Annotated in this window: 19 protein-coding genes; 4 read left to right on the top strand and 15 right to left on the bottom strand. The window is 72.7% G+C overall.

Annotation, left to right across the window (positions count from 1 at the left end; translation table 11 throughout):
• Window positions 1-64: 64 nt before the first annotated feature.
• Window positions 65-2,797 carry an AfsR/SARP family transcriptional regulator gene (locus AC0HI0_RS16435; protein WP_480933235.1) on the top strand — a complete coding sequence of 911 codons (2,733 nt, stop codon included), beginning with the start codon at window positions 65-67 and terminating at the stop codon, window positions 2,795-2,797.
• A 157-nt stretch (window positions 2,798-2,954) separates the two neighbouring features.
• On the top strand, window positions 2,955-3,458 hold the full coding sequence (locus AC0HI0_RS16440; protein ID WP_480933236.1) for an RICIN domain-containing protein: 504 nt from the start codon (window positions 2,955-2,957) through the stop codon (window positions 3,456-3,458).
• A gap of 532 nt (window positions 3,459-3,990) precedes the next feature.
• Here AC0HI0_RS16440 and AC0HI0_RS16445 read toward each other — a convergent pair.
• The 3 genes from AC0HI0_RS16445 to AC0HI0_RS16455 all read right to left on the bottom strand — a co-directional run bounded on the left by AC0HI0_RS16445 (window position 3,991) and on the right by AC0HI0_RS16455 (window position 8,445).
• Window positions 3,991-4,674: a type 1 glutamine amidotransferase domain-containing protein gene (locus AC0HI0_RS16445; RefSeq protein ID WP_480933237.1), complete on the bottom strand. Its 684-nt coding sequence runs from the start codon at window positions 4,672-4,674 to the stop codon at window positions 3,991-3,993.
• Between the two features lie 184 nt (window positions 4,675-4,858).
• Window positions 4,859-6,673: an ABC transporter ATP-binding protein gene (locus tag AC0HI0_RS16450; RefSeq protein ID WP_480933238.1), complete on the bottom strand. Its 1,815-nt coding sequence runs from the start codon at window positions 6,671-6,673 to the stop codon at window positions 4,859-4,861.
• On the bottom strand, window positions 6,670-8,445 hold the full coding sequence (locus tag AC0HI0_RS16455) for an ABC transporter ATP-binding protein (RefSeq protein ID WP_480933239.1): 1,776 nt from the start codon (window positions 8,443-8,445) through the stop codon (window positions 6,670-6,672). Before AC0HI0_RS16455 ends, AC0HI0_RS16450 begins: the two co-directional genes overlap by 4 nt.
• A 139-nt stretch (window positions 8,446-8,584) precedes the next feature.
• Between AC0HI0_RS16455 and AC0HI0_RS16460 the strand changes: the two genes are divergently transcribed.
• The gene (locus tag AC0HI0_RS16460; RefSeq protein WP_480933240.1) at window positions 8,585-9,553 is read left to right on the top strand and encodes a phosphotransferase family protein; all 969 of its coding nucleotides are present in this window, start codon (window positions 8,585-8,587) and stop codon (window positions 9,551-9,553) included.
• Window positions 9,554-9,569: 16 nt separating this feature from the next.
• On the opposite strand, the gene galE is transcribed toward AC0HI0_RS16460, so the two are convergent.
• Together galE and AC0HI0_RS16470 are read right to left on the bottom strand one after the other, a co-directional pair.
• Window positions 9,570-10,532 carry a UDP-glucose 4-epimerase GalE gene (gene galE, locus AC0HI0_RS16465; protein WP_480933241.1) on the bottom strand — a complete coding sequence of 321 codons (963 nt, stop codon included), beginning with the start codon at window positions 10,530-10,532 and terminating at the stop codon, window positions 9,570-9,572.
• A complete protein-coding gene (locus AC0HI0_RS16470; RefSeq protein WP_480933242.1) occupies window positions 10,517-11,065 on the bottom strand; it encodes a D-glycero-alpha-D-manno-heptose-1,7-bisphosphate 7-phosphatase in 549 nt (182 codons plus the stop codon). Before AC0HI0_RS16470 ends, galE begins: the two co-directional genes overlap by 16 nt.
• 254 nt (window positions 11,066-11,319) lie before the next feature.
• Between AC0HI0_RS16470 and AC0HI0_RS16475 the strand changes: the two genes are divergently transcribed.
• Window positions 11,320-12,450, top strand: coding sequence for a glycosyltransferase family 4 protein (locus AC0HI0_RS16475; RefSeq protein ID WP_480933243.1), 1,131 nt, complete (start codon window positions 11,320-11,322; stop codon window positions 12,448-12,450).
• A 53-nt stretch (window positions 12,451-12,503) separates the two neighbouring features.
• Here the strand turns inward: AC0HI0_RS16475 and AC0HI0_RS16480 are convergent, their stop codons facing one another.
• From AC0HI0_RS16480 to AC0HI0_RS16525, 10 genes are read right to left on the bottom strand one after another with little or no spacing between them, the layout of a single operon-like run.
• The gene (locus AC0HI0_RS16480) at window positions 12,504-13,520 is read right to left on the bottom strand and encodes a zinc-dependent alcohol dehydrogenase (protein WP_480933244.1); all 1,017 of its coding nucleotides are present in this window, start codon (window positions 13,518-13,520) and stop codon (window positions 12,504-12,506) included.
• Between the two features lie 21 nt (window positions 13,521-13,541).
• The gene (locus AC0HI0_RS16485; RefSeq protein WP_480933245.1) at window positions 13,542-14,138 is read right to left on the bottom strand and encodes an SIS domain-containing protein; all 597 of its coding nucleotides are present in this window, start codon (window positions 14,136-14,138) and stop codon (window positions 13,542-13,544) included.
• Window positions 14,139-14,168: 30 nt separating this feature from the next.
• Window positions 14,169-15,008, bottom strand: a complete 840-nt coding sequence (locus AC0HI0_RS16490; RefSeq protein WP_480933246.1) for a phytanoyl-CoA dioxygenase family protein — start codon at window positions 15,006-15,008, stop codon at window positions 14,169-14,171.
• A complete protein-coding gene (locus AC0HI0_RS16495) occupies window positions 15,005-16,150 on the bottom strand; it encodes a DegT/DnrJ/EryC1/StrS family aminotransferase (protein WP_480933247.1) in 1,146 nt (381 codons plus the stop codon). Before AC0HI0_RS16495 ends, AC0HI0_RS16490 begins: the two co-directional genes overlap by 4 nt.
• Window positions 16,147-17,070 carry an NAD-dependent epimerase/dehydratase family protein gene (locus AC0HI0_RS16500; protein ID WP_480933248.1) on the bottom strand — a complete coding sequence of 308 codons (924 nt, stop codon included), beginning with the start codon at window positions 17,068-17,070 and terminating at the stop codon, window positions 16,147-16,149. The genes AC0HI0_RS16495 and AC0HI0_RS16500 overlap by 4 nt, the downstream gene beginning before the upstream one ends.
• Window positions 17,071-18,012 (bottom strand): radical SAM protein, encoded by a 942-nt coding sequence (locus AC0HI0_RS16505; protein ID WP_480933249.1) that lies wholly within the window; start codon window positions 18,010-18,012, stop codon window positions 17,071-17,073.
• Window positions 18,002-18,832, bottom strand: coding sequence for a glycosyltransferase family 2 protein (locus tag AC0HI0_RS16510; protein WP_480933250.1), 831 nt, complete (start codon window positions 18,830-18,832; stop codon window positions 18,002-18,004). Before AC0HI0_RS16510 ends, AC0HI0_RS16505 begins: the two co-directional genes overlap by 11 nt.
• Complete coding sequence (locus AC0HI0_RS16515; RefSeq protein ID WP_480933251.1) at window positions 18,829-19,833, bottom strand: GHMP family kinase ATP-binding protein; 1,005 nt, start codon at window positions 19,831-19,833, stop codon at window positions 18,829-18,831. Before AC0HI0_RS16515 ends, AC0HI0_RS16510 begins: the two co-directional genes overlap by 4 nt.
• Window positions 19,830-21,026 (bottom strand): 2-deoxy-scyllo-inosose synthase, encoded by a 1,197-nt coding sequence (locus AC0HI0_RS16520; protein WP_480933252.1) that lies wholly within the window; start codon window positions 21,024-21,026, stop codon window positions 19,830-19,832. The genes AC0HI0_RS16515 and AC0HI0_RS16520 overlap by 4 nt, the downstream gene beginning before the upstream one ends.
• Window positions 21,023-21,865, bottom strand: a complete 843-nt coding sequence (locus AC0HI0_RS16525; protein ID WP_480933253.1) for a DNA-methyltransferase — start codon at window positions 21,863-21,865, stop codon at window positions 21,023-21,025. Before AC0HI0_RS16525 ends, AC0HI0_RS16520 begins: the two co-directional genes overlap by 4 nt.
• Window positions 21,866-21,880 lie beyond the last annotated feature (15 nt).

Here is a 21,880-nt window from a genome sequence, read left to right on the forward strand (position 1 = left end):
CGGCAGCCGGCACAAGCCTGTACGGACGCTTGAAATGATCTTCACGACAGGCCACTGTTGGCGTGTGGAGATCCGGTTGCTCGGCCCGGTCGAGGTGGTGCCGGCAGGTCGCCCGGTCTCCGCCGGGTCGCCGAAGCAGTGCTGCGTGCTGGCGGTGCTCGCGTTCGAGGCCAACCGCGTCGTGCCGGTGGAGACGATCATCGACCGGGTGTGGAACCACGATCCGCCGCCGAACGCCCGCGGCATGGTGCAGACCTACGTGAGCCGGCTGCGCCGGGTGCTCACCGGCGACTCCGCGACCATCGCCCACCGCTCGGGCGGCTACCTGCTCGCCGTCGACCCCGACGCGGTCGACCTGCACCGGTTCCACCGCCACCTGGTGGAAGGCTCGGTGCGGGAAGCGCTCGAACTGTGGCGTGGTGTGCCGTTGTCGGGGGTACGTGGCGACTGGGCCGCGCACATGCGCGACGCGGTGGAGGGACGGCGGACCGACGCCCGACGCCGGCTGCTCACCGCGCGCATGGACGCCGGGGACCGCGACGTGCTCGCCGAACTCGATGAGCTGCTGGTCGTGAGCCCGCTGGACGAAGAACTGGTCGGGCTTCGGATGCTCGCGCTGCACCGAGCCGGCAGGCAGGCGGAAGCGCTGGCCTGCTACCGCGAGGTGTACGCCCGCCTGCTCGAAGAAATGGGAGACGAGCCGGGTGCGGAACTCCAAGAGCTGCACCAACGGCTGCTGCGCCGCGATCCCGCGCTGAAAGGCACGATCGGCGCGCACGAACCGGAAACCGTTGTGGAGAAACACCGTTCCCCCGGCGACGCGGTGGTGCCGAGGCACCTTCCCCCGAGCACTCCTCACTTCGTCGGTCGGGCCGATGCGCTGGGCCTGCTCGACGCACTGCTCGAAGACAAGACCGGCGTGGTCATCGCCGCGGTCGGTGGCATGGCCGGCGTCGGCAAGACGACCTTGGCCGTGCACTGGGCGCGCTCCGTCGCCGACCGGTTCCCGGACGGTCAGCTCTACCTTGACCTGCGCGGGTTCGACGACACGAACGACCCGATGAGCGTCGGCGAGGCCACCCGCTTCCTGCTCGACGCGTTCGACACGCCACCGGCGCGGATCCCGTCGACGGCCGAGGGCCGGGCGGCACTGCTGCGCAGCCTGCTCGCCGAGCGCGCGGTGGTGATGGTGCTGGACAACGCGCGTGACAGCGACCAGGTGCGGCCGCTGCTGCCGAGCGGACGCGGCTGCCTGGCGCTGGTCACCAGCCGGAACCTGCTGGTCGACCTGATCGCCTACGAGGGCGCCGTCCCGGTGAACCTGGAGGTGCTCAGCGACGGGGAGACGGCCCGGCTGCTGACCCGCAGGCTCGGGCGCGACCGGGTCGACGCCGAGCCGGACGCGTTGTCCGACCTCGTCCGGCACACCGCCCGGCTGCCGCTGGCCGCGTCGGTGCTGGCGGCACGCGCACAACTGCGCCCGACGTTCCCGCTCGGCGTCCTCGCCTCCGAACTGCGCGACCAGCGGTCGCTGCTGGACTCGCTCGACGTGCGCGACGTCTTCGGCTGGTCGTACCGCCAGTTGTCCGAGCCCGCCGCCCGCATGTTCCGCCTGCTCGGCGTCCACCCCGGACCGGACGTGCCGCCGGCGGTGGCCGCGGAGCTGGCGGAAGTGCCGGCGGCGGCGGCCTACCTGATCCTCGGCGAACTCACCGACGCCCACTTGCTCGCCGAGCACACGCCGGGCCGGTTCCGGTTCCACGACCTGCTCCGCGTCTACTCACGGGCGTTGGCCGAAGATCACGGCCCGGAGCGCGATCGCGCGGTGCGCCGCGTGCTCGACCACCACCTCAGGACCGCGTACGCGGCCGATCGGCTGCTGGACCCGCATCGCGACCCGTTGGAACTACCCGTGGCCCCGGCCCTGGTCACCGACGCCGCCCAGGCGCGCGAGTGGATGGTGAACGAGCACGCCGCGTTGCGGGGCGCGATCGCACTGGCCGCGAACAGCGGGCACTTCGCGCACGCGTGGCAACTGTTCTGGTGCATCCAGACGTTCCTGCAATCGAGCGGGCGGTGGGCCGACCTCGTGGATCTCGGCGAAATCGCCCTCGCCTCGGCCAATGCCCTGGGGCACACCACCGGCCAGGCGCTGGCACACCGCGGCCTGGCGCTGGCCCAAGCCTGGCAGAGCGACTACAGCGACGCCGAACGCAACTTCCACCGGGCGTTGGTACTGCACCGCACTGACGGCGATCTCGTCCGGCAGGCCAGGACGCACCTGGAGATCGACTGGATGTACCACCGCAGTGCGCGTCCCCGCAAGGCCTTGGAGCACGCGCTGCACGCGCTCGCGCTCTACAGGTCGGCGCGCCACCGGGCCGGTGAGGCGGGCGCTCTCAACGACGTCGGCTGGTCCCTGGTCGAACTCGGCGAGCCCGAGGAAGCCCTGGTGCACTGCGACGAAGCGCTTCGCCTGCACCGCGAGCTGGGCAACCGCTACGGCCAGGCCGCGACGTGGCACAGCATCGGCTACGCCCGCCACCACCTCCACCACCACCACGCGGGGATCGCGGCGTACCGGTCCGCGCTGGAGTGCTACCGCGAACTGGGCCGCCGGTACGACCAGGCCGTCACGCTGGACCACCTGGGCGACACCCTCCACGCGACGCACGACGTGGCGGCGGCGTCGGAGTGCTGGCACGAGTCCCTGGCCATCCTGGAGCAGCTCCGGCACCCCGGCGCGGCCGACGTGCGCGGGAAGCTGGAGCCGGCCGGTAGTCGGCTCCGCCGGTAGCAGGGCCCGGCCGGGTCGGCACGGTCCCGGCACGAGCACGTCCGCGGTTTCCAGAACTCTGCAAACTTCTTGCCGGGGCCCTGGGGTGCACTGGTCCGGCCGCTCCCTGCGGCCGAAGAACCGCCGCCGTGTCCGCGTGTGAAAGGTGGTTTCCCCGATGGCCGGATTCGCCCGCCGTACCCAGGCGGTGTTGATCGCATTCCTGCTGCTGTCCGGCTTGATGCCCGCTGTGGCCCAAGCCTCGCTGTACCCGCCGAAGGTCTCCATCGTGAACCGGCTCACCAACAAGTGCCTTGAGATCGACAACGGGGGCACCCATGGGGCGATCGGGCTCCAGTGGGATTGCCACCGTGGCCCGCACCAGGTGTGGCGCATCCACGGGCTGGGCAACGGCTACGTCAGGCTGGTGGTCGAGCACAGCGGCCTTTGCCTCCAAGGCGGCAACCTCGGCGAGGTGGTCCGCACCTACACCTGCGACATCGCGGAGACCTACCAGCAGTGGGCCCAGGTGGACCGGGGCTGGCTGGGCTACAAGTTCCAGAACCGCCGCACCGGTTGGTGGCTGGAAGTCCAGGAGGCGAGCGGCGATCTCGGCAAGCCGGTCCTCACGTGGTTCGAACACGCGGGCTTGCACCAGATCTGGCCGGTGATCGCGATCTAGAGCCTTCCCGGACCACGACCACCCCGACTGACAGGCCGAGCGGGTCGACCACGTGCGGATGTGCGTGGTCGACCCGGTTTCGGCCTTCGACCCGACCCACCGCGAAGGAAGATTCCGCCACCGGCGAACCCGCCCCGTACAACGCCTCCGCAGACGCCTCGCTCTGGCACAGCTGGACCGCACCCGAGACCGGCCCCGCCCGCGTCTCCACCGCCGGGTCGGACTACGACACCACCGTCGCCGCCTTCACCGGGTCCTCACTGGCCGCCCTCACCCAGATCGCCACCAACGACGACTCCGACTGCGGCCTGCAATCGGTCATCAACCTGACCGTCACCGCGGGCGTCACCTACCAGATCCGGCTCGACGGATACGTCTCCACCTCCCGAGGTGCCATCCAACTCGGCTGGAGCCGACACCCCACGACACTGCGCACCCACACCACCCGTCGGCGCGGGGCAGCGGCCCACGCGGCCACCGCCCCGCGCCGACGACCGAACGGGTGGAGATCGACCAGACGGGTGCCGGATCGTCAGAGGAGGTCGGCGACCTTCTTCGCCGTCGCCTTCGCGGACGCCGGGTTCTGGCCGGTGACCAGGTTGCCGTCGACCACCGCGTACGACACGAACGGCAGCTTCGCCTTCTCGTAGAGCGCGCCGCGCTTCTTCATCTCCTCCTCGGCGTTGTAGGGCACGAGTTCGTCCACCTTCGCGAGCACTTCCTCCCGCCAGGCGAAGCCGGTGAGCCTGCGTCCCGCGACGAGGTGGGAGCCGTCGGACAGCCTGGTGTCGAGCAGACCGCAGTAGCCGTGGCACACGGAGGAGACGATGCCGCCGCGTTCGAAGATCTCGCGGGTGATCCGCTGGAGCCCCTCGCTGCCGGGGAAGTCGTACATCACCGCGTGGCCGCCGGTGAAGTAGATCGCGTCGTAGTCGGCCGCGTCGACCTCGTCGGGAGCGGCCGTGTTCTCCAGCAGTGCCGTACGTGCCGGATCGGCGCGCCACGCCTTGGCGGACTTGTCGTAGTTCGGGAACTTCAACGACCGGGGTTCGAGGGGTGACGGGCCGCCCTTCGGGCTGACGATCGTCTGTTCGAAACCGCGCTCCTCGAAGACGTGGAACGCGTGGGTGAGTTCGGACAGCCACAGGCCGGTGAGGTGGGACGGGTCGTCGTAGTGCCCGACGTTGGTGACGACGTTCAGGATGCGCTTGGCCATGCCGTGCCCTTCCCGGTGTGACGTGTGTCCGACCGCCTTCACGAGCCGGGCCGGTTCCGACCCGTCCTGGCATTCTCGGGCCGCCCGCCGTCGTGGGCGACCCGAGGCGCGACCCGGGCACCCGATGGGTCCACGGCGGGCGGGCGAGCCCCGTTCGGGCGGGTGACGTCGGCCCGGACGTCGATCACCCCGCCGACGTGGACGCCCGCCAGTTCTCGTGCAGCGAGGAGAACCTGCCCCCCTCCGCGATCAGCGCCCCGGGCGGGCCGTCCTCGACCACGCGGCCCGCGTCGAGCACGAGCACGCGGTCCGCCATCAGGACCGTGGACAGGCGGTGGGCGATGACCAGGGTGGTCCGGCCGCCGAGCACGGTGGCCAGGGCGTGCTGGACCTTCTGCTCGCTCGACCGGTCCAGCCTCGACGTCGCCTCGTCGAGCACCAGGACGGCCGGGTCCGCCAGGAACACGCGGGCGAAGCCGATCAGCTGGCGGCGGCCGGCGGACAGCCGGGCGCCGTGCCGGCCGACCTCGGTCTCGTAGCCCTGCGGCAGGGCCGCGATGTACTCGTGCAGCCCCACCGCCCGCGCGGCGCGCCGGATCGCCGCCGGGTCGGTCACGCCCAGCCCGATGTTCTCCGCGATCGTCCCGGAGAACAGGTGGTTCTCCTGGGTCACCAGCACGACCCGCGCGCGGAGGTCCGCCTCGGCGAGGTCGCGCAGGTCGATGCCGTCGAGCGACACCGCGCCGCCGGTCGGGTCGTGGAAGCGGGCGATCAGCTTGGCCACCGTCGTCTTGCCCGCGCCGGTCGCGCCGACCAGCGCCACCGTCCGGCCCGGTACGAACTCCAGGTTCACGCGGGAGAGCACGAACGGCGCATCGGGGCCGTAGCGGAACGACACGGCGTCGAAGACCACGCGGCCCTCCGCGGCCCGGCGGTCCGCCGGGCGGGCGGGGTGGTCGGGTTCGGCGACGGTGGGCTGGTGCCGCAGCAGGCCGGCGATCTTCTCCATCGCGGCCGCGGCCGACGAGTAGGTGTTGGTGAACGTGGCCAACTCGTCCAACGGGTCGTGCAGCTTGCGCAGGTACAGCAGGAACGCGGTCAGCACGCCCAGTTCCAGGCTGCCGTCCGCGACCCGCAGCACGCCGATCGCGAGGACCGCCGCCAGCGTCAGGTTGCCGAAGAGCCGGACCCCGGCGGTGTAGAAGGCGACGATGTCGAGTGTTTCGGTGTTGGTGCGGCGGTAGTCGTCGTTGAGCCGTGCCATCGCGTCGTTGTTGCGGTCGTGCGCGCGGAACGCCTGCACCACCGGCAGCGCGTTCATCGTGTCCACGATGTGCGCGGTGATCCTGGCGATCGAGGCGCGGGTGCCCCGGTAGGAGGGTGCGGAGCGCTTGCGGTACCACCGGGTGAGCAGCACCAGCGGCACGAAGCTCAGCGGCACGACCAGGCCCATGGCCGGGTCCAGCCACAGCAGCACGGCGGTGATGCCGACCGTGGACAGCAGCGTGGTCAGCAGGCCGTCCAGGCTGGACTCCACGAGGTCGTCCACGGCGTCCACGTCGGCGGTCAGCCGGGAGATCACCGTGCCGGAGGGGTAGGTGTCGTGGAAGCCGACCGACAGGCCCAGGACGTGGTCGAAGATCCGCCGCCGCAGGTCGACCAGCAGTCCCTGGCCCAGCCGCCCGGCCACGGTGAAGAACCAGTAGCGGACCCCCGAGGCGGCGACCGCGCAGAGCAGGTAGCCCGCCGTGCACCAGACGAGCAGCGCCGGCGCGCCCCCGGTCGCCTCGCCGATGCCCCGGTCGATGGCCAGGCCCACCAGCAGCGGCCCGGCGAGGGCCAGGACGTTCTCCAGCACCAGGATGGCGAACACGCCCGCGACCGCGCCCAGCCGGGGCCGGGCGAGTTCGCGGACCAGCGCGGCGGAACCGGAGCGCAACTCCTTGCGGGTGGCGGGGTCGAGGTCGGCGGGATCGCCGACGGTGGTCGGCGCGGTCACGAGTTCACCTTCCCGGGCGTGGACAGCGTGCGGTACTGGGCGTTGGTGGCCAGCAGCTCCTGGTGCGTGCCGACCGCCGCGACGCGGCCGTGCGTGAGCAGCACGACCCGGTCGGCCATCCGGGCGGTGTTGGGGCGGTGGGCGACGACGAACGTGGTCACGCCGCGCAGTTCTTCGCGCAGCGCGTTCTCCACGGCGTTCTCGGTGTGGACGTCGAGCGCGGACAGCGGGTCGTCCATCACCAGCACGGCCGGCCGCGCCAGCAGCGCCCGCGCCAGCGCGATGCGCTGGCGCTGCCCGCCGGACAGGGTCAGGCCCTGCTCGCCCAGCGGCGCGTCGAGCCCGCCGGGCAGCGCGCGCACGAACTCCTGCGCGCCGGCCACGCCCAGCACCCGCCACAGCTCGGCGTCGGGAGTGCCGGGCGCGCCCAGCACGAGGTTGTCGCGCACCGATCCCGACGACAGCAGCGGGTCGTCGAAGACGGTGGCGACCACACCCCGCAGGTCGGTCAGCCGCAGGTCCCGGACGTCGACGCCGTCGAGCGCGACCCGGCCGCCGGTGACGTCGGCGAGCCGGGGCACGAGCGCGGCCAGCACCGACTTGCCGGACCCCGTCGCCCCGGTGAGCACCACGAACTCACCCGGCCGCACCGTCAGGTCGACGCCGCGCAGCACCGGTTCGGTGCTGCCCAGGGGCGTGAACCGGACGTCGTCGAAGCGCAGTTCGCCGCGCACGGGCCGGGGCAGCGCGACGGGGTGCGGCGGGTCGGCGACCGTGACGGCCGCGTCGCGCAGCTCCCAGTACCGGTCGCAGGCGGCCCCGGTGGTGCTGGTCTCGGCCAGGGCCCACCCGATGCACTCGACCGGCCAGCGCAGGTAGCCGGCGACGACGATCGCGGACACCAGGGTGCCGACGGTGAGGTCGCCGTCGACGATGCCGAGCACGCCGACCGTGACGAGCCCGGCGATGCCGATCTCGGGCAGCATCAGCAGGACGGCCGCCAGCTTGCCGTTCAGGCCGATGGCGCGCAGCCGGGTGCGCCGCAGCGCGCGGGCCTGCCGCAGGAACTGCTCGCGCCGCGCGCCGGTGCGCCCCAGGCCCTTGAGCATCGGCAGCCCGAGGATGCTCTCCTCGGCGGTGGCGGCCAGGTCGCCGGTCTGGTCGAGCACGGCGCGGGCCACGAGCTTGTAGCGCATCTCGTACAGGAAGGCCAGCAGCACGATCGGCACCGCGCACGCCCCGGTGACCACGGCCAGCAGCGGGTCGAGGTACCAGAGCACGGCCAGGCCGACCGCCAGCGTGACGCAGTTGACCACCAGGAAGACCGCCGCGAACGCCAGGTACTTGCGCACCACGACCAGGTCGCCGACGGCCCGGGACAGCAGCTGGCCGGACCTGCGCCCGGCGTGGAAGGCCAGCGGCAGGCGTTGCAGGTGGCCGAACAGGTCGGCCCGCATCGCCGCCTCCACCTCGACGGTCGGCCGCGCGACGAGCCGGCGGCGCGCGTGGAACAGCAGCGCCTCCAGCACGCCCAGCACGGCCACCACCACGACCAGCCGCAACGCCGCCGGTACGTCCGAAGTGGACAATGGTCCGTCGACGATCTGCCGGATCACCAACGGGATCGCGAGCCCGCACAGCATCGCGCACGCGGTGGCGGCGAGCGCGCCCAGCATGGGCAGCCGCACCGGGCGCAGGTAGGGGCCGAGCCGGGCCAGCGCCCGCACGGACGACATCCGTCGCGGTGCACCGCCGTCCGGGGCGTCGGGCATGTCGATGTCCTCCTTTGTGGACGCACGGCGAAGGTCTCCGCCGCGCGTCACGGCGAAGTCTGCTCCGATCGGGCGGAGTAGTCCGCCGCGGCCGGTCGGGCCGCTGCGCGGCGGTGATCGACCCGGCTAGTTTGGCGTCGTGCTACCGAATCTGGACGTCATCAACTCCGAAGACTCCTACGCCGCCCACCGCAACGACCCCGCGTTGTGGGAGCCGTGGGGCCGGCACGCCCTCGACCTCGCGGGCCTGCCCCAACCGAAAGTGTTGCGCATCCCCGGAGAGAGCACCTACCCGGTGGTGGTGGGCGACAACGGTTACGTGGTCAAGCTCTACGGACGGCACTGGAGCGGCCCGGACAGCCACGCGGCGGAGCACGACGCGTACCAGGTGCTGGCCGGGCAGGGCCTCCCCGTGCCCGGCATCGCGGGTTCGGGTGAACTCCGACCGGGTGACCCGGACTGGCCGTGGCCGTTCCTGGTGCTGCACGCCGCCACCGGCCGCACCTGGCGGGCCTCGGTCGACGCGGGTCTCGTCCGGGAGTCGCAACTGGACCTGGCCCGGCGGATCGGGGTCGCGGTGCGCGCGCTGGCCGCGGTTCCGCTCACCGGTCGGGTGAACCTCTCGCCCGATCGCTCGAACTTCCTGGACCTGCTGCGCACCCGTCGGGCGGAGACCGTCGCCGACCACCGGGAGTGGGGCTACCTCTCGCCGGAGCTGCTCGACCGCGTGGAGGCGCTGCTGCCGGAGCCGGAGCGGCTGGTCGACGGCACGCCGACCGAGTTCGTGCACGGCGACCTGCACGGCACGAACATCTTCGTCGACACCGAGCGGCCCGAGGTCACCGGCCTGATCGACTTCACCGACGTCTACGCGGGCGACCTGCGCTACGGGCTGGTCCAGCTGCACCTCAACGCCTTCCGGGCGGACCGCGAACTGCTCGCGGCGGCGCTGGACGGGATGGAGGTGCGGCGGGAGCCCGGTTTCACCCGCGACATGCTGGCCTACACCTTCCTGCACGACTTCGAGGTGCTGGAGGAGACCCCGCTGGACCTCAAGGGGATCACCGACCCGGACGAGCTGGCCGAGCTGCTCTGGGGCCTGCCGTAGCCGACGCACGCGACCCTCACCGGTCCCGCGCGGCGCGGAACCGGTGGGCGTCGCCGATCATCGCGGTCAGCGACGGCCGGGTCGGCCGCCAGCCCAGCTCCGCGCCGATCAGGCCGCACGCCGCGACCAGCACGGCCGGGTCGCCCGGTCGGCGGTCGGCGAACACGGCGGGCACCGGCGCGCCGACCACCGACGCCACCGCGTCCAGCACCTCCAGCACGCTGAAGCCCACGCCGTTGCCCAGGTTGTAGACGCGGTGCCGGCCGGGCTGTGCCCCGGCCAGCGCCGCGACGTGCGCGTCGGCGATGTCGGCGACGTGGACGTAGTCCCGCACGCACGTCCCGTCCGGTGTCGGGTAGTCCTTGCCGTAGACGGTGAACGACGGCCGCACGCCGAGCGCCGCCTCCAGCGCGATGGGCAGGATGTGCGACTCGGGGTGGTGCCGCTCGCCGTACCGGCCGACCGCGCCGGCGGCGTTGAAGTACCGCAGGCTCACCGCGGCGAGCCGGTAGGCCGGGGCGTAGGCGGACAGCGCCTGGTCGACGGCGAGCTTGGACGCGCCGTAGGGGTTGGTCGGCACGGTCGGGGCGTCCTCGGCGATGGGGATCGTCTCCGGCTGGCCGTAGACCGCGGCGGTCGAGGAGACCACGATCTTCGGCACGCCCGCCGCGACGACCGCGTCGAGCAGCAGCAGGCTCTCCGCGGTGTTGCCCCGCCAGTAGCGCGCCGGGTCGCGCACCGAGTCGTCGATCAGCGACCGGGCGGCGAGGTGCACCACGCCGTCGAACGGCCCGTCGTGGTGCAGCAGGTCGGCGGCGGCGGCCATGGTGCCGCGCACGAAGCGGGCGCCCTCGGGCACCGCGTCGGCGTGGCCGCTGGACAGGTCGTCGACGACCACCACCGCGTGCCCGTCCTCGACCAGCCGGTTCGTGACGACGCTGCCGATGTAGCCGGCCCCACCGGTCACCAGGATGCGCACGGACGTCCCCTCTCCAAGATCCAGTCGACGGCTTCGCCCAGGTCCGCCGACACGACGTCGGCCACGCTCGGCGTGCCGGGTGGCCCGAGCCGCACCGTCCGCGTGCCCGCCGCACGGCCGGCGAGCACGTCGGTCTCCACGTCGCCGACCATCACCGCGGTCTCCAGCCGGATCGCCGGGTAGTCCCGCGCGGCCTGCCGGAGCATTCCGGGCTGCGGCTTCCGGCAAGCGCACCGGCCGATTTCGTGCGCACACCAGTAGATGGCGTCCAGATGTGCGCCGTGCGCGCCGAGGAGGTTTTCCAGCCGGCGGTGCACCGCGTGCAGGTCGGCTGTTTTCAGCAACCCGCGGGCGATGCCCCGCTGATTTGTCACGACGACCACCGGAATACCCGCCTGATTCAGCCTGCGCACCCCGCCCACCGCCTCGGGTATCAGTTCCAGCTGAGCCGGGTCGGCGATGTACGTGCCGGTAGGAGGCTTCTTGTTGACGGTCCCGTCGCGGTCGACGAAGACCGCCGAATAGCCATTCATGCCGACCCCCGAAGGCCGGGGCCAATTGGGTTGGCAACTCCCGGAACGATCTCAAAGCTAGCGATCCGACACCCCTGCGGTAAGCGGCCGATCGGGCGACGGGAGCGCTTTTGCGATACTTGCCGACCTGTTAGCATCGGCCTGGGGGCGAGCGCCCCCGGGACAGTTTCCGCCATTGCGGAATTCTCCGGACCCGCCGTGGGGGCCACCTCCCGGTGCGCGGTCCGTCGAAAGCACTCGAAAGCGAGGTTGGAATGAGTTCCGCCGACCGGCCGAGGATCCTCATCGTCTCGGCCAACGAGTCCGCGCCCTGGGGGCCGAGCGAGACGAACTGGGCGCTCGCCGCCGCCCACTGGCGGCGCGAGGGCGCGGAGGTCCACGTCAGCGTGAAGGGGTGGCGGCCCACGCCGCCGCAGCTCGCCGAGGTCGAGGCCGCCGGGTGCGTCGTGCACCGCCGCTGGGACGCCGAGCCGTTCGACCTGCGCGACCCGTGGGAGCTGCCGTGGTCGGAACGGCGGCTGAGCACGCTGGAGCAGGTGCGCCCGGACCTGGTGCTCGTCTCGCAGGGCGACAACTACGAGGGCCTGGGGTGGATGGAGGAGTGCGCCGCGCGCGGGATCGCCTACGTGGCCTACTCGAACTCCGCGGCCGACTTCGAGTGGTGCTCCGACGACGTGGCCGACCGGCTCGCGAAGGGCTACGCGGGCGCGCGCTCGTCGATGTTCGTCTCCCGGCGCAACCTGGAGCTGACCGAACGGCAGGTCGGCGGCCGGATCGCCAACGCCGAGGTGGTGCGCTGCCACTTCAAGGTGCCCTACGACGCCGCCCCGCCGTGGCCCGCCGACGCGGAGCCGGTGCGCCTGGCCTGCCCGGCGCGGCTCGACGTCGTCGGGAAGGGCCAGGACGTGCTGTTCGACGTGCTGGCCCAGCCCAAGTGGCGGGAGCGGCCGGTGTCGGTGTCGCTGTTCGGCGCGGGCCAGCACGAACGGCTGCTGCGGGCGCTGGCCGCCGACCTGGGCCTGGACAACGTCCACTTCGCCGGCTACGTCGAGGACATCGAGGAGATCTGGCGCACCCACCACGCCCTGGTGCTGTGCTCGCGGGCCGAAGGGCTGCCCACGGTCATCATCGAGGCCATGCTGTGCGGCCGGCCGGTGATCGTCAGCGACGTGGCGGGCAACGCCGAGCTGGTCACCGACGGCGAGACGGGTTTCGTCGCCGCCGCGCCGGTCCCGGTGTGCCTGGACGAGGCGATGGAACGCGCGTGGCAGGCGCGTGGGCGGTGGCCGGAGATGGGCGCGCTGGCCACCGCGGCGGTGCGCCGGGAGATCCCACCGGACCCGATCGAACGGCTGGTGCGCCGGCTGGGCTCGCTGGTGCCGTGACGTGCCGGTGCGGCCGGGCACCGGCCCGGCCGCACCTCGGTCGACCTCGGAGATCACCCGGCGGCCCGCACGGCGACCCGGATCACGCCGGGGCCGGGGGCGGTCGCGACCCCGAACGCCTTGTCCGCGTCGGACAGGTCGAACACGTCGGTCACCACGCGCTCGGTGCGCAGGGCGCCGTCCGCGACCAGCCTCACCGCGTGCTCGAAGTGCGGCCCCGGGCCCATCACCCCGATGACGCTGAGCAGCTTGAGCGGCCACAGCGCCGACGGCGCGGTGAGCGCCTTGTCCATCCGGTAGCCGACCAGCCCGACCCGGCCGCCGGGCCGGACCAGGTCGAGGGCGGCGCGCACCGCCTCCGGCTCGCCGGAGGCCTCCAGCACCACGTCCGGCAGCCCCGCCGGACCGGCCCGCTCGATCCACCCGGCCACCGCGTCCGGGTCCGACAGCGCCTCGCGCGCCCCGAGGTCCCGGGCCGTGGCCGCCCGCTCGGCGACCGGGTCCACGGCGAGCACGACCCGCCCGCCGCCCGCCGACGCGGCCTGGAGCAGCGTGAGGCCGATGCCGCCGCACCCGAGCACGGCGACCGTCTCGCCCGGCTTGAGGTCGACCCGCGCCAACGCGTGCAGCGCGACCGCCAGCGGCTCGACCTGGGTGGCGGCGAGCAGGTCGACGTGCTCGGGCAGCGGGTGCAGGTTCGCGACCGGCACGGCGATGTAGTCGGCGCACGCGCCGGGGTCGGTGAACCCGAACTCGCGCAGGTCCGGGCACATCACGCCCTGCGCGGCCCGGCACCACGGGCACCGGCCGCACGGCAACGCGAGGTTGCCCACCACCGGCTGCCCCTCGGCCAGCGCGCCGCCCCGGGCGGAGACCACGTGCCCGCTCCACTCGTGGCCGGGCACGGCCGGGAACGCGGTGCCGTGCCAGGCGTTGTGGAACAGCGACACGTCACTGCCGCAGATCGAGTTGTAGGCGACCCGGACCAGCGCCCAGTCCTCGGGCACCTCCGGTTCGGGCACGTCGTGCACCGCGATCCGGCCCGGACCGCTCAGGACGGCTGCTCGCATGGCAATCCCCTCTCGTCGCTGTCAGCTCGGGTCGGGCAGGTCGCGCAACGCCTGCGTGACGTAGTGGAAGACGACGCTGTGCAACGCCTCGGCGAGCCCGACGTCCTTGGTCGGGGCGTTGACCTCGACGTCGGCCAGCGCCCGCAGCGCGCCGCCGTCGGCGGCGGTCACCGCGATCACGCGCAGGCCCGCCTGCCGGGCGTGGTTCGCCGCGGCGACCACGTTCGGGCTGGTGCCGGAACAGCTGATCACCAGCAGCCGGTCCCCGGGTCGGGCCAGCTTGCGCAGCGGTTCCACGAACACCCGGTCGTATCCTTCGTCGTTGGCGTACGCGGTCAGCATCGAGACGTTGTCGGTGAGCGCGATCGCGCGCAGCGGGGGGTTGTCGGGCGCGGTGGTGCCCTTGAGCAGGTCCTGGGCCAGGTGGGAGGCGGCCGAGGCGCTGCCCCCGTTCCCGGCCAGGAACACCGCGCACCCCAGGCGGCGCACGCGGTGCAGTTCCAGCACGAGCCCGTGCACGGCGGCGGCCATCGACTCCAGCAGCGGCGACGCGCTGGTCACGTAGTCCGCCCAGCTGAAGCCCCGCAGGGCGGAAGGATCGGTCCGGGTCTGTTCCATGTTCGTCGCTCCTGTGTGAGAGGACCGCGGTCAGCCCACGAAGTCCTCTTCGACGTCGTGGTCCACGTAGCCCTGACCGCGCAGGTCTCCGGTCTCCCCGTCGAGTTCGCGCCAGTCGGCGAGGTAGGTGGGCCCGTAGCCGTACGCGAGCAGGGTGCGCGCGCCGGGAGTGCGCTTGCGCCGGGTGCCGTGCATCAGTGCTTCGTTGAGCAGCAGCAGGTCGCCGGCCGCGACGTGCACGTCGGTCAGGGTGGGGAACCCCGAGTCGATCAGCGACGTGCGCTCGCCCCGTTCGGCCCTCGGCCGCAGCAGCGGGAAGTTCGCCTTGTGCGAGCCCTGGATGTAGCAGAACGCGCCGTCGTCGGGTCCGGTGATGTCGCTGAGGTAGATCAGCGTCTTGACGTAGGGGACGAACAGCTTGCCGTCGTGGTAGGTGTGGGTGATCGACAGGTCCCGCCCGACCGGTCCGCGTTCCAGGTCCAGCAGCTCGGAGTTGCCGCCGTGCAGGTACAGGACGCTGTCCTGACCCCGCCGCAGCGCGTAGCCCTCCAGCAGCCGCAACGGCTGGTTGACCACGTCGCGGACCGGCCCGACGAGCCGGTCGTCCAGCGCGAGGGCGGCGAACAGCTCGCTGTCGCCGCGGATGTCGTCGAAGCGCTCGGTGTTGGCGAACTCCGAGCGGCGCGGCGTCAGCCGGTCGAGTTCGGCGCGGTACGCGGCCACCTCCTCCGGGTCGAACGCGCCGCGCACGACGAGCAGACCCGTGGTGTCGAACAGGTAGAGCTGTTCCGGTGACAGCGCGTGCGTCTGGGCATGCGTCTGGGCGTGCGTCTGGGCGTGCGTCGAGGTGGTGTGCGGTTGCGCGGTCATGGCGTCACCTTCCCGGTCGACGTGGTCGCGGTGTCCAGGGCGCGTTTGAGGACGTCCACGACGCGGTCGACGTCCTCGACGGACATTCGGGTGTGCAGCGGCAGGCACACGTGCCGTGCGCAGACCTGTTCGGCGACCGGGAACTCCCCGGGCGGCACCCGGCCCGCGAACACCGGCTGGAGGTGCAGGGGCAGCTCGTAGATCTCGCCGCCGAGTCGGACGTCCTGCTCCTGCATCGCCGTGCGCAGGCGTTCCCGGTCGACTTCCTCGTCCAGCAGGAGCACGTACTTGTACCAGCTCGCCCGCTCGTGCGTCGGCAGCAACGGGCGCACGTGCGGCAGGCCGTCCAACGCCTCGGTGTAGCGGTGGGCGAGCACACCCCGCTTGTCCACAAAGGACTCGGCGCGCGCCAGGTGCGCCCGGCCGACGGCGGCGTGCAGCTCGCTGAGCCGGGCGTTGTCGCCCAACAACGTGTGGTAGCTGCGCCACATCGAGGGCTTGCCCAGGTTGCGGTACACCCGCAGGTCGCGGGCCAGGTCGTCGTCGTCGGTGATCACCGCCCCGCCCTCGGCCGAGGTGAGCACCTTGGTGGCGAAGAAGGAGAAGGCCCCCGCGCGACCCCAGGTGCCGGCGTGCCGACCGTCGACCCTGCTGCCGTGCGCGTGCGCGCAGTCCTCGAACAGCCACAGCCCCCGCCGCGCGCACCACTCCGCGATGTCGGGTGTCGCCGGGCTGATGATCCCGCCCATGTGCACCAGCAGGACGCCCACGGTGTCCGGGGTGGCCGCGCGGCTCAACGTGTCCACCGAGGGCGCGAGCGTGTCCGCGTCGACGTCCACCAGCCTGGTCCGCAGGCCCGCCAGGATCGGCGCGACGGCGGTGGCGTAGAAGGTGTTGGCGGGCACCAGGACTTCGCCGGTGGTCTCGCCGGACAGCGCCCGCACCCCGCACACCAGCGCGGCCGTGCCGGTGGAGACCGCGACCGCGTGCCGGCTGCCGGTGAACCGGGCGAACTCCTCCTCGAACGCGGCCACCACGCGACCCTGGGCGAGCTGCCCGGTCCGCAACGAATCGCCGATGGAGCCCAGCACGGCCGCGATGTCGTCCTCGGTGAAATCGACCGCCACCGGTCCGATGCTCATCGGCCCACCGCCTCCTCCAGTGCCGCGATCTCCCGGCGCAGCCCCTCGTCCAGCGAGATCCGGGGGACCCAGCCCAGCTCGCGGCGCGCCTTGGCGGTGGACACGAACCGTTGCGCGTAGCGGAGTTCACCGGCCCGGGTCGGTTCCTCGCGGTAGGTGATCGGGATGCCGCCGAACAGGTCCGACACCCGGCGGGCCAGCTCGCCCGTCGTCACGATCTCGCCGCCCTCCAGGTTGTAGACCTGGTCGGCGGCGACCGGCTGGGCCGCCCGCACGAACGCGTCGGCCAGGTCGTGCACGTGCAGGAACGCCCGGCGCTCGGTGCCGTCGCCGTAGACGGTCAGCGGTCCGCCGGCGCGCGCGGCCCGCAGGAACGCCGAGACCACCAGCCCCGGCCACATGCCGGGGCCGTAGATCGGGCTGTACCGCAGCACGGTGGACGACAGTCCGCGCAACTGGGCGAAATCGCGCGCCAGCAACTCCTTGGTGATCATGCTGGTGGTGTAGAAGTGGCCCGCGCCGGTCGGGAGGAAGGGCTCGTCCTCGTCGATCGCCTCCTCGCGCATCGCGTTGTACACCCAGCAACTGCCGGCGAGCACGACCCGCGACGCGCCGAAGTCGGCGGCGGCCTCCAGCACGATCGAGGTGCCGACCACGTTGGTGTGCATGGCCAAGGTCGGTTGGGCGAGCGCGACCCTGGCGTCGGCCACGCCCGCCAGGTGGGCGACGTGGTCGGGCCGCCAGTCGTCGAAGACCTCCCGCACGCGGTCGCGGTCGACCAGGTCGAGCGCGACGCCCGGTTCGGGGTCCTCGGGCGTCCACTTGGTGTCCACGACCAGCACGTGGTGGCCGGACTCGCGGAAGCGCCGCGCGACGTGGCTGCCGATGAAACCCGAGCCGCCGGTGACCAGGACGCGCATTCAGGCCCCCTCCCGAGGTGCGGCCGTCGCGGCGACCAGGTCGGTCCACCGGTTGCGGTCGCCGACCGCGCAGCCGTCGTCGGCGTCGGGCTCGGCGTGCAGCAGGCGCAGGAAGCCCTGGTCGACCAGGTCTTCGGTGGGCCGGCGCTGGAGGTCGCGGAAGTCGCGACGGGTGCGCTGCCGGTGCGGCATCCGCAACCCGGCGCTGCCCAGGCAGTTTCGGCAGGCCAGCAGCGGTTCGGTGCTCTCCAGGTAGGCGGCCAGCCGGTCCACCAGGTCCGGCTCGTCGTCGAGCTTGAGCCCGTCGGCCCACGGGTCCTCGGGCGAGCCGATCACGCGCGGCAGGAAGATCGACTGCGGGCACTTGAAGAAGTGGCCCTCGTAGAGGGTGTGGCAGCGCCACACGTGCGCGATCTGGCACGTCCGGTAGATGTCGCGGACCAGGTCGTCGTCGCGGCTGCCGTCCTCGGAGTAGGAGTACCGGAAGTGCGAGTAGTACGACAGCGACAGCCGGGTGCCGTTGCGCTCGGCCCGCTCCCGCACCGCGGCCATCTTGTCCGGCGGCAGCTCCTGGTTCGGGTAGACCGAGACCTCGACCTCGTCGACCTCGGCCCAGAACTCGTCGCCCATCCTGGGCAGCAGCAGACCGTTGGTGCACACCACCGTGCGCGGCGCGATGCCCGAGTCGCGCACGGCCCGCAGGATCGCCGGCAGCTCCGGGTGCAGCAGCGGTTCGCCGCCGAGGACCTTCACGAAGCTCGCCCGGAACGACCGGGCCAGCCTCGCCAGGTCCTCGGTCACCTGCCGCACGTCGGCCAGCGACCGGCGGAACACCGGCGACAGGTGGCTGCACGAGGCGCAGCCCAGGTTGCAGTGGTAGGCCACGTTCAGCTCCAGCCCCTCGGGGGTCAGCAGCCGGCCGTCGACCACGTCATACGGCATGGGTTCCTCCTCCGCCGCTCCACGAGAAGGTCTCGTCGAACGGCTGGTCGAACCGGTTCGAGTACCCGCCCAGGTAGTAGCGGAGGGTGGCTCTCCCGGTGCAGGCAACGGGTTCTCCCTTGGCGCGCAGCGCGGCGGCCAGCTTGTCGTCCTCGCCGATCCGGGCGGCCGCGTCCTGCTCGCTGAACCGGTCGCTGAACGGCGTCTCCGCCAGCAGGGCGCGGGCGAACAGGAATTCACTGGTGTCGATCGAGACCACGCCGTCGGGGTGGCCGGCCGGGTCGAGGCGGTCGCGCCGGATGCTGGACCCCGGCGTGACCACGCCCAGCGCCGCCATCCGGTCGTACTGGGCGCGCGCCGCCTCGGCCTCGGACTCCCAGGGGTCGCGCGGGTCCAGGAAGTCCGAACCGTCGGGGTTGAGCATCCGCAGCCACGAGTGCGCGACCCGGCTCCCGGTCCGCCGCACGCAGTCCAGCAGCGTGGACAGGTGGTCGGGGGTCCACTCGTTGTCGTCGTCCAGGAAGGCGATCCAGTCGGCTTGGCTGATCCGCACGGCGAGGTTGCGCAGCCGCGAGGACCGGCCGGGTCCCGACACCTCGCCCGGTTGCCGGGACACGGTCATCCAGCGCAGGTTCGGCGGGAGCACGGGCTGCGCCCGGATGAACGCGTGCGTGTCCGGGCAGTCGTCCACGACGACCAGGTGCTCGTAGCGCTCCGCGATGTCCTGGGCGAGTACCGATTCGGCCGCCCGCAACAACAAGTGCGGACGCCCGCGCGTGATCGTCACGACGGTGACGGCCACGCCGTCCACGGGGCTCACACCGGCAACCAGGACACGCGGCTGCCTTCGTGGTCGAACCCGAACGGCAGCTCCCGACACCCTTCGGCGGTCAGCGCGCGGCGCACCCGCTCACGGCCGTCCGCGCGGCAGAACACCAGCAGGAAGCCGCCGCCGCCGGACCCGAGCAGCTTGCCGCCGGTCGCCCCGCTGCGCATCGCCAGGTCGTAGAGCGCGGCCACGCGCGGCGGGCAGATCCGGCTGCTGAAGCGCGACTTGATCTTCCAGTGCTCGTCGATGAGCGGCCCCACGGCGTCCACCTCCCCGCTCGTCAGCGCCCCGGTCATCTCGTCGGCGATGTCCCGGATCCGGTCGAGCCCCGAGACGACCTCGCGGTCGCCGTGCAGGGTCCGGTCGTTCTGCTCGGCCAGCACCTCGGCGGCGTCCCGGCTGATGCCGCTGTGGAACAGCAGCAGCCGCGATTGCAGCTCCGCCGCCGTCTCCGGTGCGACCGCCGGGGCCTCCACCCGGACCTCGCCCTCGGGCGGGAAGTGCAGCACCCGCAACCCGCCGAACGCGGCGAGGTAGTGGTCCTGCTTGCCGACCGGGCGGCGCAGGTCCCGGATCTCGATGTCGGCCGCGGTCTCGGCCATGTCCCGAGTGGACAGTCCCACACCGGCGGACGCGGCGTGGGCGAACGCGACGGTGAACGCGCCGGACCCGCCCAGCCCGCTGCCGCTGGGCGCGTCGCCGAAGGACGCGACCTGGAGGTTGCCCTCCGGGCCGAACCGGCGCAGGCAGGCCCGCGCCAGCGGGTCGGGGTGGTCGACCGGGTCGCCTTGGCGCACGCGCCCCTCGAACGCCGTGCGGACCGCGCCGGTGAACTCCCGGGGGTAGACCGCCACGCCGACGTACCGGTCGATCGCGACGCCGACCACCATGCCGCCCCGGCGCGTGGCGTAGCTGGGCAGGTCGGTGCCGCCGCCGCCGAGCGAGACCCGCAGCGGGGCGCGGGCGAGCGCGAACTTGGCGGTGCCGCTCATGCTCCGCACCCGCCGCCGCAGTGCCTGCCGCCCTCCAGCAGGCCCGCCACCTCCTCGCGCACCACGGCTTTGGGCACGGGCGTGAGGTAGCGGGTCGCCGCGCCCGCCGGCACGCCCAGGCCCGCCAGCAGCACCATCGGCACCTCCGACCGGTCGTGGCGGTGGTAGCCGCGCTTGTTGTCGAACTCGACGTGGTGCATCACGGCGTCGACCTCCAGCTCACGGACCAGGCAGCGGCAGACGCCCGCGGTGGCGACGAGTTCTTCGTGCGGGTCGACGATCGACCCGTCGGCCAACCCGGTGCGCACGGCGATCCGCGCCGCGGCGAGCATGCCGAGGGCGATCGCCTCGCCGTGCCGCAGCGGACCGTCGGACCGGGGCCTGCCCGCAGCGGCCAGTTCCAGGGCGTGCCCGACGGTGTGGCCGTACTCCAGCAGCACGCCCGCGTGCTTCTCGTACGGGTCGTCCTCCAGCAGCGCGCCCTTGACCTCGATGCTCAGCTCGAACACCCGCGCCAGGTCGTCACGGCTGTAGTCGGCCGCCGGGCGCAGCAGGCCGCGCAGCTCGGGGATCTGGGCGGGGGCCAGCGCGAGCGCGTTCTTGATCGTCTCGCAGACACCGGAGCGCTGGTCGCGGCGGGGACCGGCGGCGACCACGTCCAGGTCCACGACGATGATCTCCGGGCTGTGGTAGAGCCCCACGGTGTTCTTCGCGTGCCGCGTGTTGACCGCCTGCTTGGCCGAGAGCACCGAGTCGCACGCGGCGATCGTGCTGGTCGGGAAGTGCGCGAGGCGCACGCCCCGGAACAGCAGGCCCGCCAGCAGCCCCGCGGTGTTGCCGGGCACGCCGCCGCCCGCCGCGACCACGACCGAGCGCCGGGTGATGCCGAAGTCCAGCGCGTCCCCGATGTGCCGGGACAGCGTCTGCAACGTCTTGTGCTCCTCCCCCGGCGGCTGGGACAGCAGCAGCGTCGGCGCGGCGGTCTCCAACCGCGCCGCGAGCCGGGCGGCGGCGACACCGCGCACGTTGTCGTCGGTCACCACCACGTACCGGTCGGCGTCGAGGTGGGCGAGCAGGTCCGGCGCGTCGTCGAACAGCCCCCGCCCGACCAGGGCGCGGACCTTCTTGTCCATCAGCAGGAACTCGCGCTCCGGGGACGGCGCGGTCCCGGTGGCGGGCTCGGAGACGGTCATCGGTTCGCCTCCAGCGCCTTGATGCGGCGCGCGGCGACCTCGACCGCGCTGGGCGAGAAGTCGTTGCAGCGCCACGTCCGGCCGGTCACCTCGGCGGCGATCGCGGTGGAACCGATGCCCGCGAACGGGTCCACGACCGTGCCGTCGGGTCCGGTGAGCAGGGTGATGAAGTACAGCGGCAGGGACACCGGGTAGCGGTCGGCGTCGGGTTGCGCGGCCGTGGTCGCGCAGTGCTCGACCCGGTCGCCCGTGCGCCCTTCCAGGTAGTCCAGGTCGAGCGGGTGCTCGCCGGGTGCCAGGAAGTTGCCGAACGGGTGGGTCAGCGCGTTCTGGAAAGCGGTCACCCGCCGGGTGTCCACCGGCACCTCGGGAGTGCGGGCGAGCCAGAACCACGTGCTGACGCAGTCGTGCAGCCGGGTGTGGCCGTGCTCCACCAGGTCGGGGCGGGGCGTGAGCAGGTCCGGGTTGTACCAGTAGAACTCCTGCAACAGGAACCAGTTCTCCTCCTGGAGCAGCCGGGCGATCGCCGCGTAGTGCTGGACGGTGCGCACCGGGCGGTCGGTCGCCCAGGTGGCGCCCAGTTCGAGCACGACGCTGCCGCCGGGCGCGAGCACCCGCTCGAACTCGCGGGCGTAGCCGGTGATCCAGTCGCCGAAGCGGCCGGACGCGGGTTCGGCGGCGTCGAAGGTGTAGGGCCCGGTGAACCAGGGCGAGGTGATGACGAGGTCGACGCTGCCTGCCGGCAGCCCGCGCAGGAACTCGGTGGCGTCACCGCGGGTCAGTCGGCCCAGGTCGGTCCGGGCGGCGGTGATGAGGGTCTGGGTGTCGTCGATGGTCACCGATGCGGCCTTTCC

The sequence above is a fragment of the Saccharothrix sp. NBAS 001 genome, assembly GCF_056640475.1.

What these genes read in the sequence shown, in the direction of transcription:
- AC0HI0_RS16440 (WP_480933236.1), top strand. Translation starts at nt 2,955, where the DNA reads ATGGCCGGATTCGCCCGCCGTACCCAGGCGGTGTTGATCGCATTCCTG.
- AC0HI0_RS16445 (WP_480933237.1), bottom strand. Translation starts at nt 4,674, where the DNA reads ATGGCCAAGCGCATCCTGAACGTCGTCACCAACGTCGGGCACTACGAC.
- AC0HI0_RS16455 (WP_480933239.1), bottom strand. Translation starts at nt 8,445, where the DNA reads ATGCCCGACGCCCCGGACGGCGGTGCACCGCGACGGATGTCGTCCGTG.
- AC0HI0_RS16470 (WP_480933242.1), bottom strand. Translation starts at nt 11,065, where the DNA reads ATGAATGGCTATTCGGCGGTCTTCGTCGACCGCGACGGGACCGTCAAC.
- AC0HI0_RS16475 (WP_480933243.1), top strand. Translation starts at nt 11,320, where the DNA reads ATGAGTTCCGCCGACCGGCCGAGGATCCTCATCGTCTCGGCCAACGAG.
- AC0HI0_RS16480 (WP_480933244.1), bottom strand. Translation starts at nt 13,520, where the DNA reads ATGCGAGCAGCCGTCCTGAGCGGTCCGGGCCGGATCGCGGTGCACGAC.
- AC0HI0_RS16485 (WP_480933245.1), bottom strand. Translation starts at nt 14,138, where the DNA reads ATGGAACAGACCCGGACCGATCCTTCCGCCCTGCGGGGCTTCAGCTGG.
- AC0HI0_RS16490 (WP_480933246.1), bottom strand. Translation starts at nt 15,008, where the DNA reads ATGACCGCGCAACCGCACACCACCTCGACGCACGCCCAGACGCACGCC.
- AC0HI0_RS16495 (WP_480933247.1), bottom strand. Translation starts at nt 16,150, where the DNA reads ATGAGCATCGGACCGGTGGCGGTCGATTTCACCGAGGACGACATCGCG.
- AC0HI0_RS16500 (WP_480933248.1), bottom strand. Translation starts at nt 17,070, where the DNA reads ATGCGCGTCCTGGTCACCGGCGGCTCGGGTTTCATCGGCAGCCACGTC.
- AC0HI0_RS16505 (WP_480933249.1), bottom strand. Translation starts at nt 18,012, where the DNA reads ATGCCGTATGACGTGGTCGACGGCCGGCTGCTGACCCCCGAGGGGCTG.
- AC0HI0_RS16515 (WP_480933251.1), bottom strand. Translation starts at nt 19,833, where the DNA reads ATGAGCGGCACCGCCAAGTTCGCGCTCGCCCGCGCCCCGCTGCGGGTC.
- AC0HI0_RS16520 (WP_480933252.1), bottom strand. Translation starts at nt 21,026, where the DNA reads ATGACCGTCTCCGAGCCCGCCACCGGGACCGCGCCGTCCCCGGAGCGC.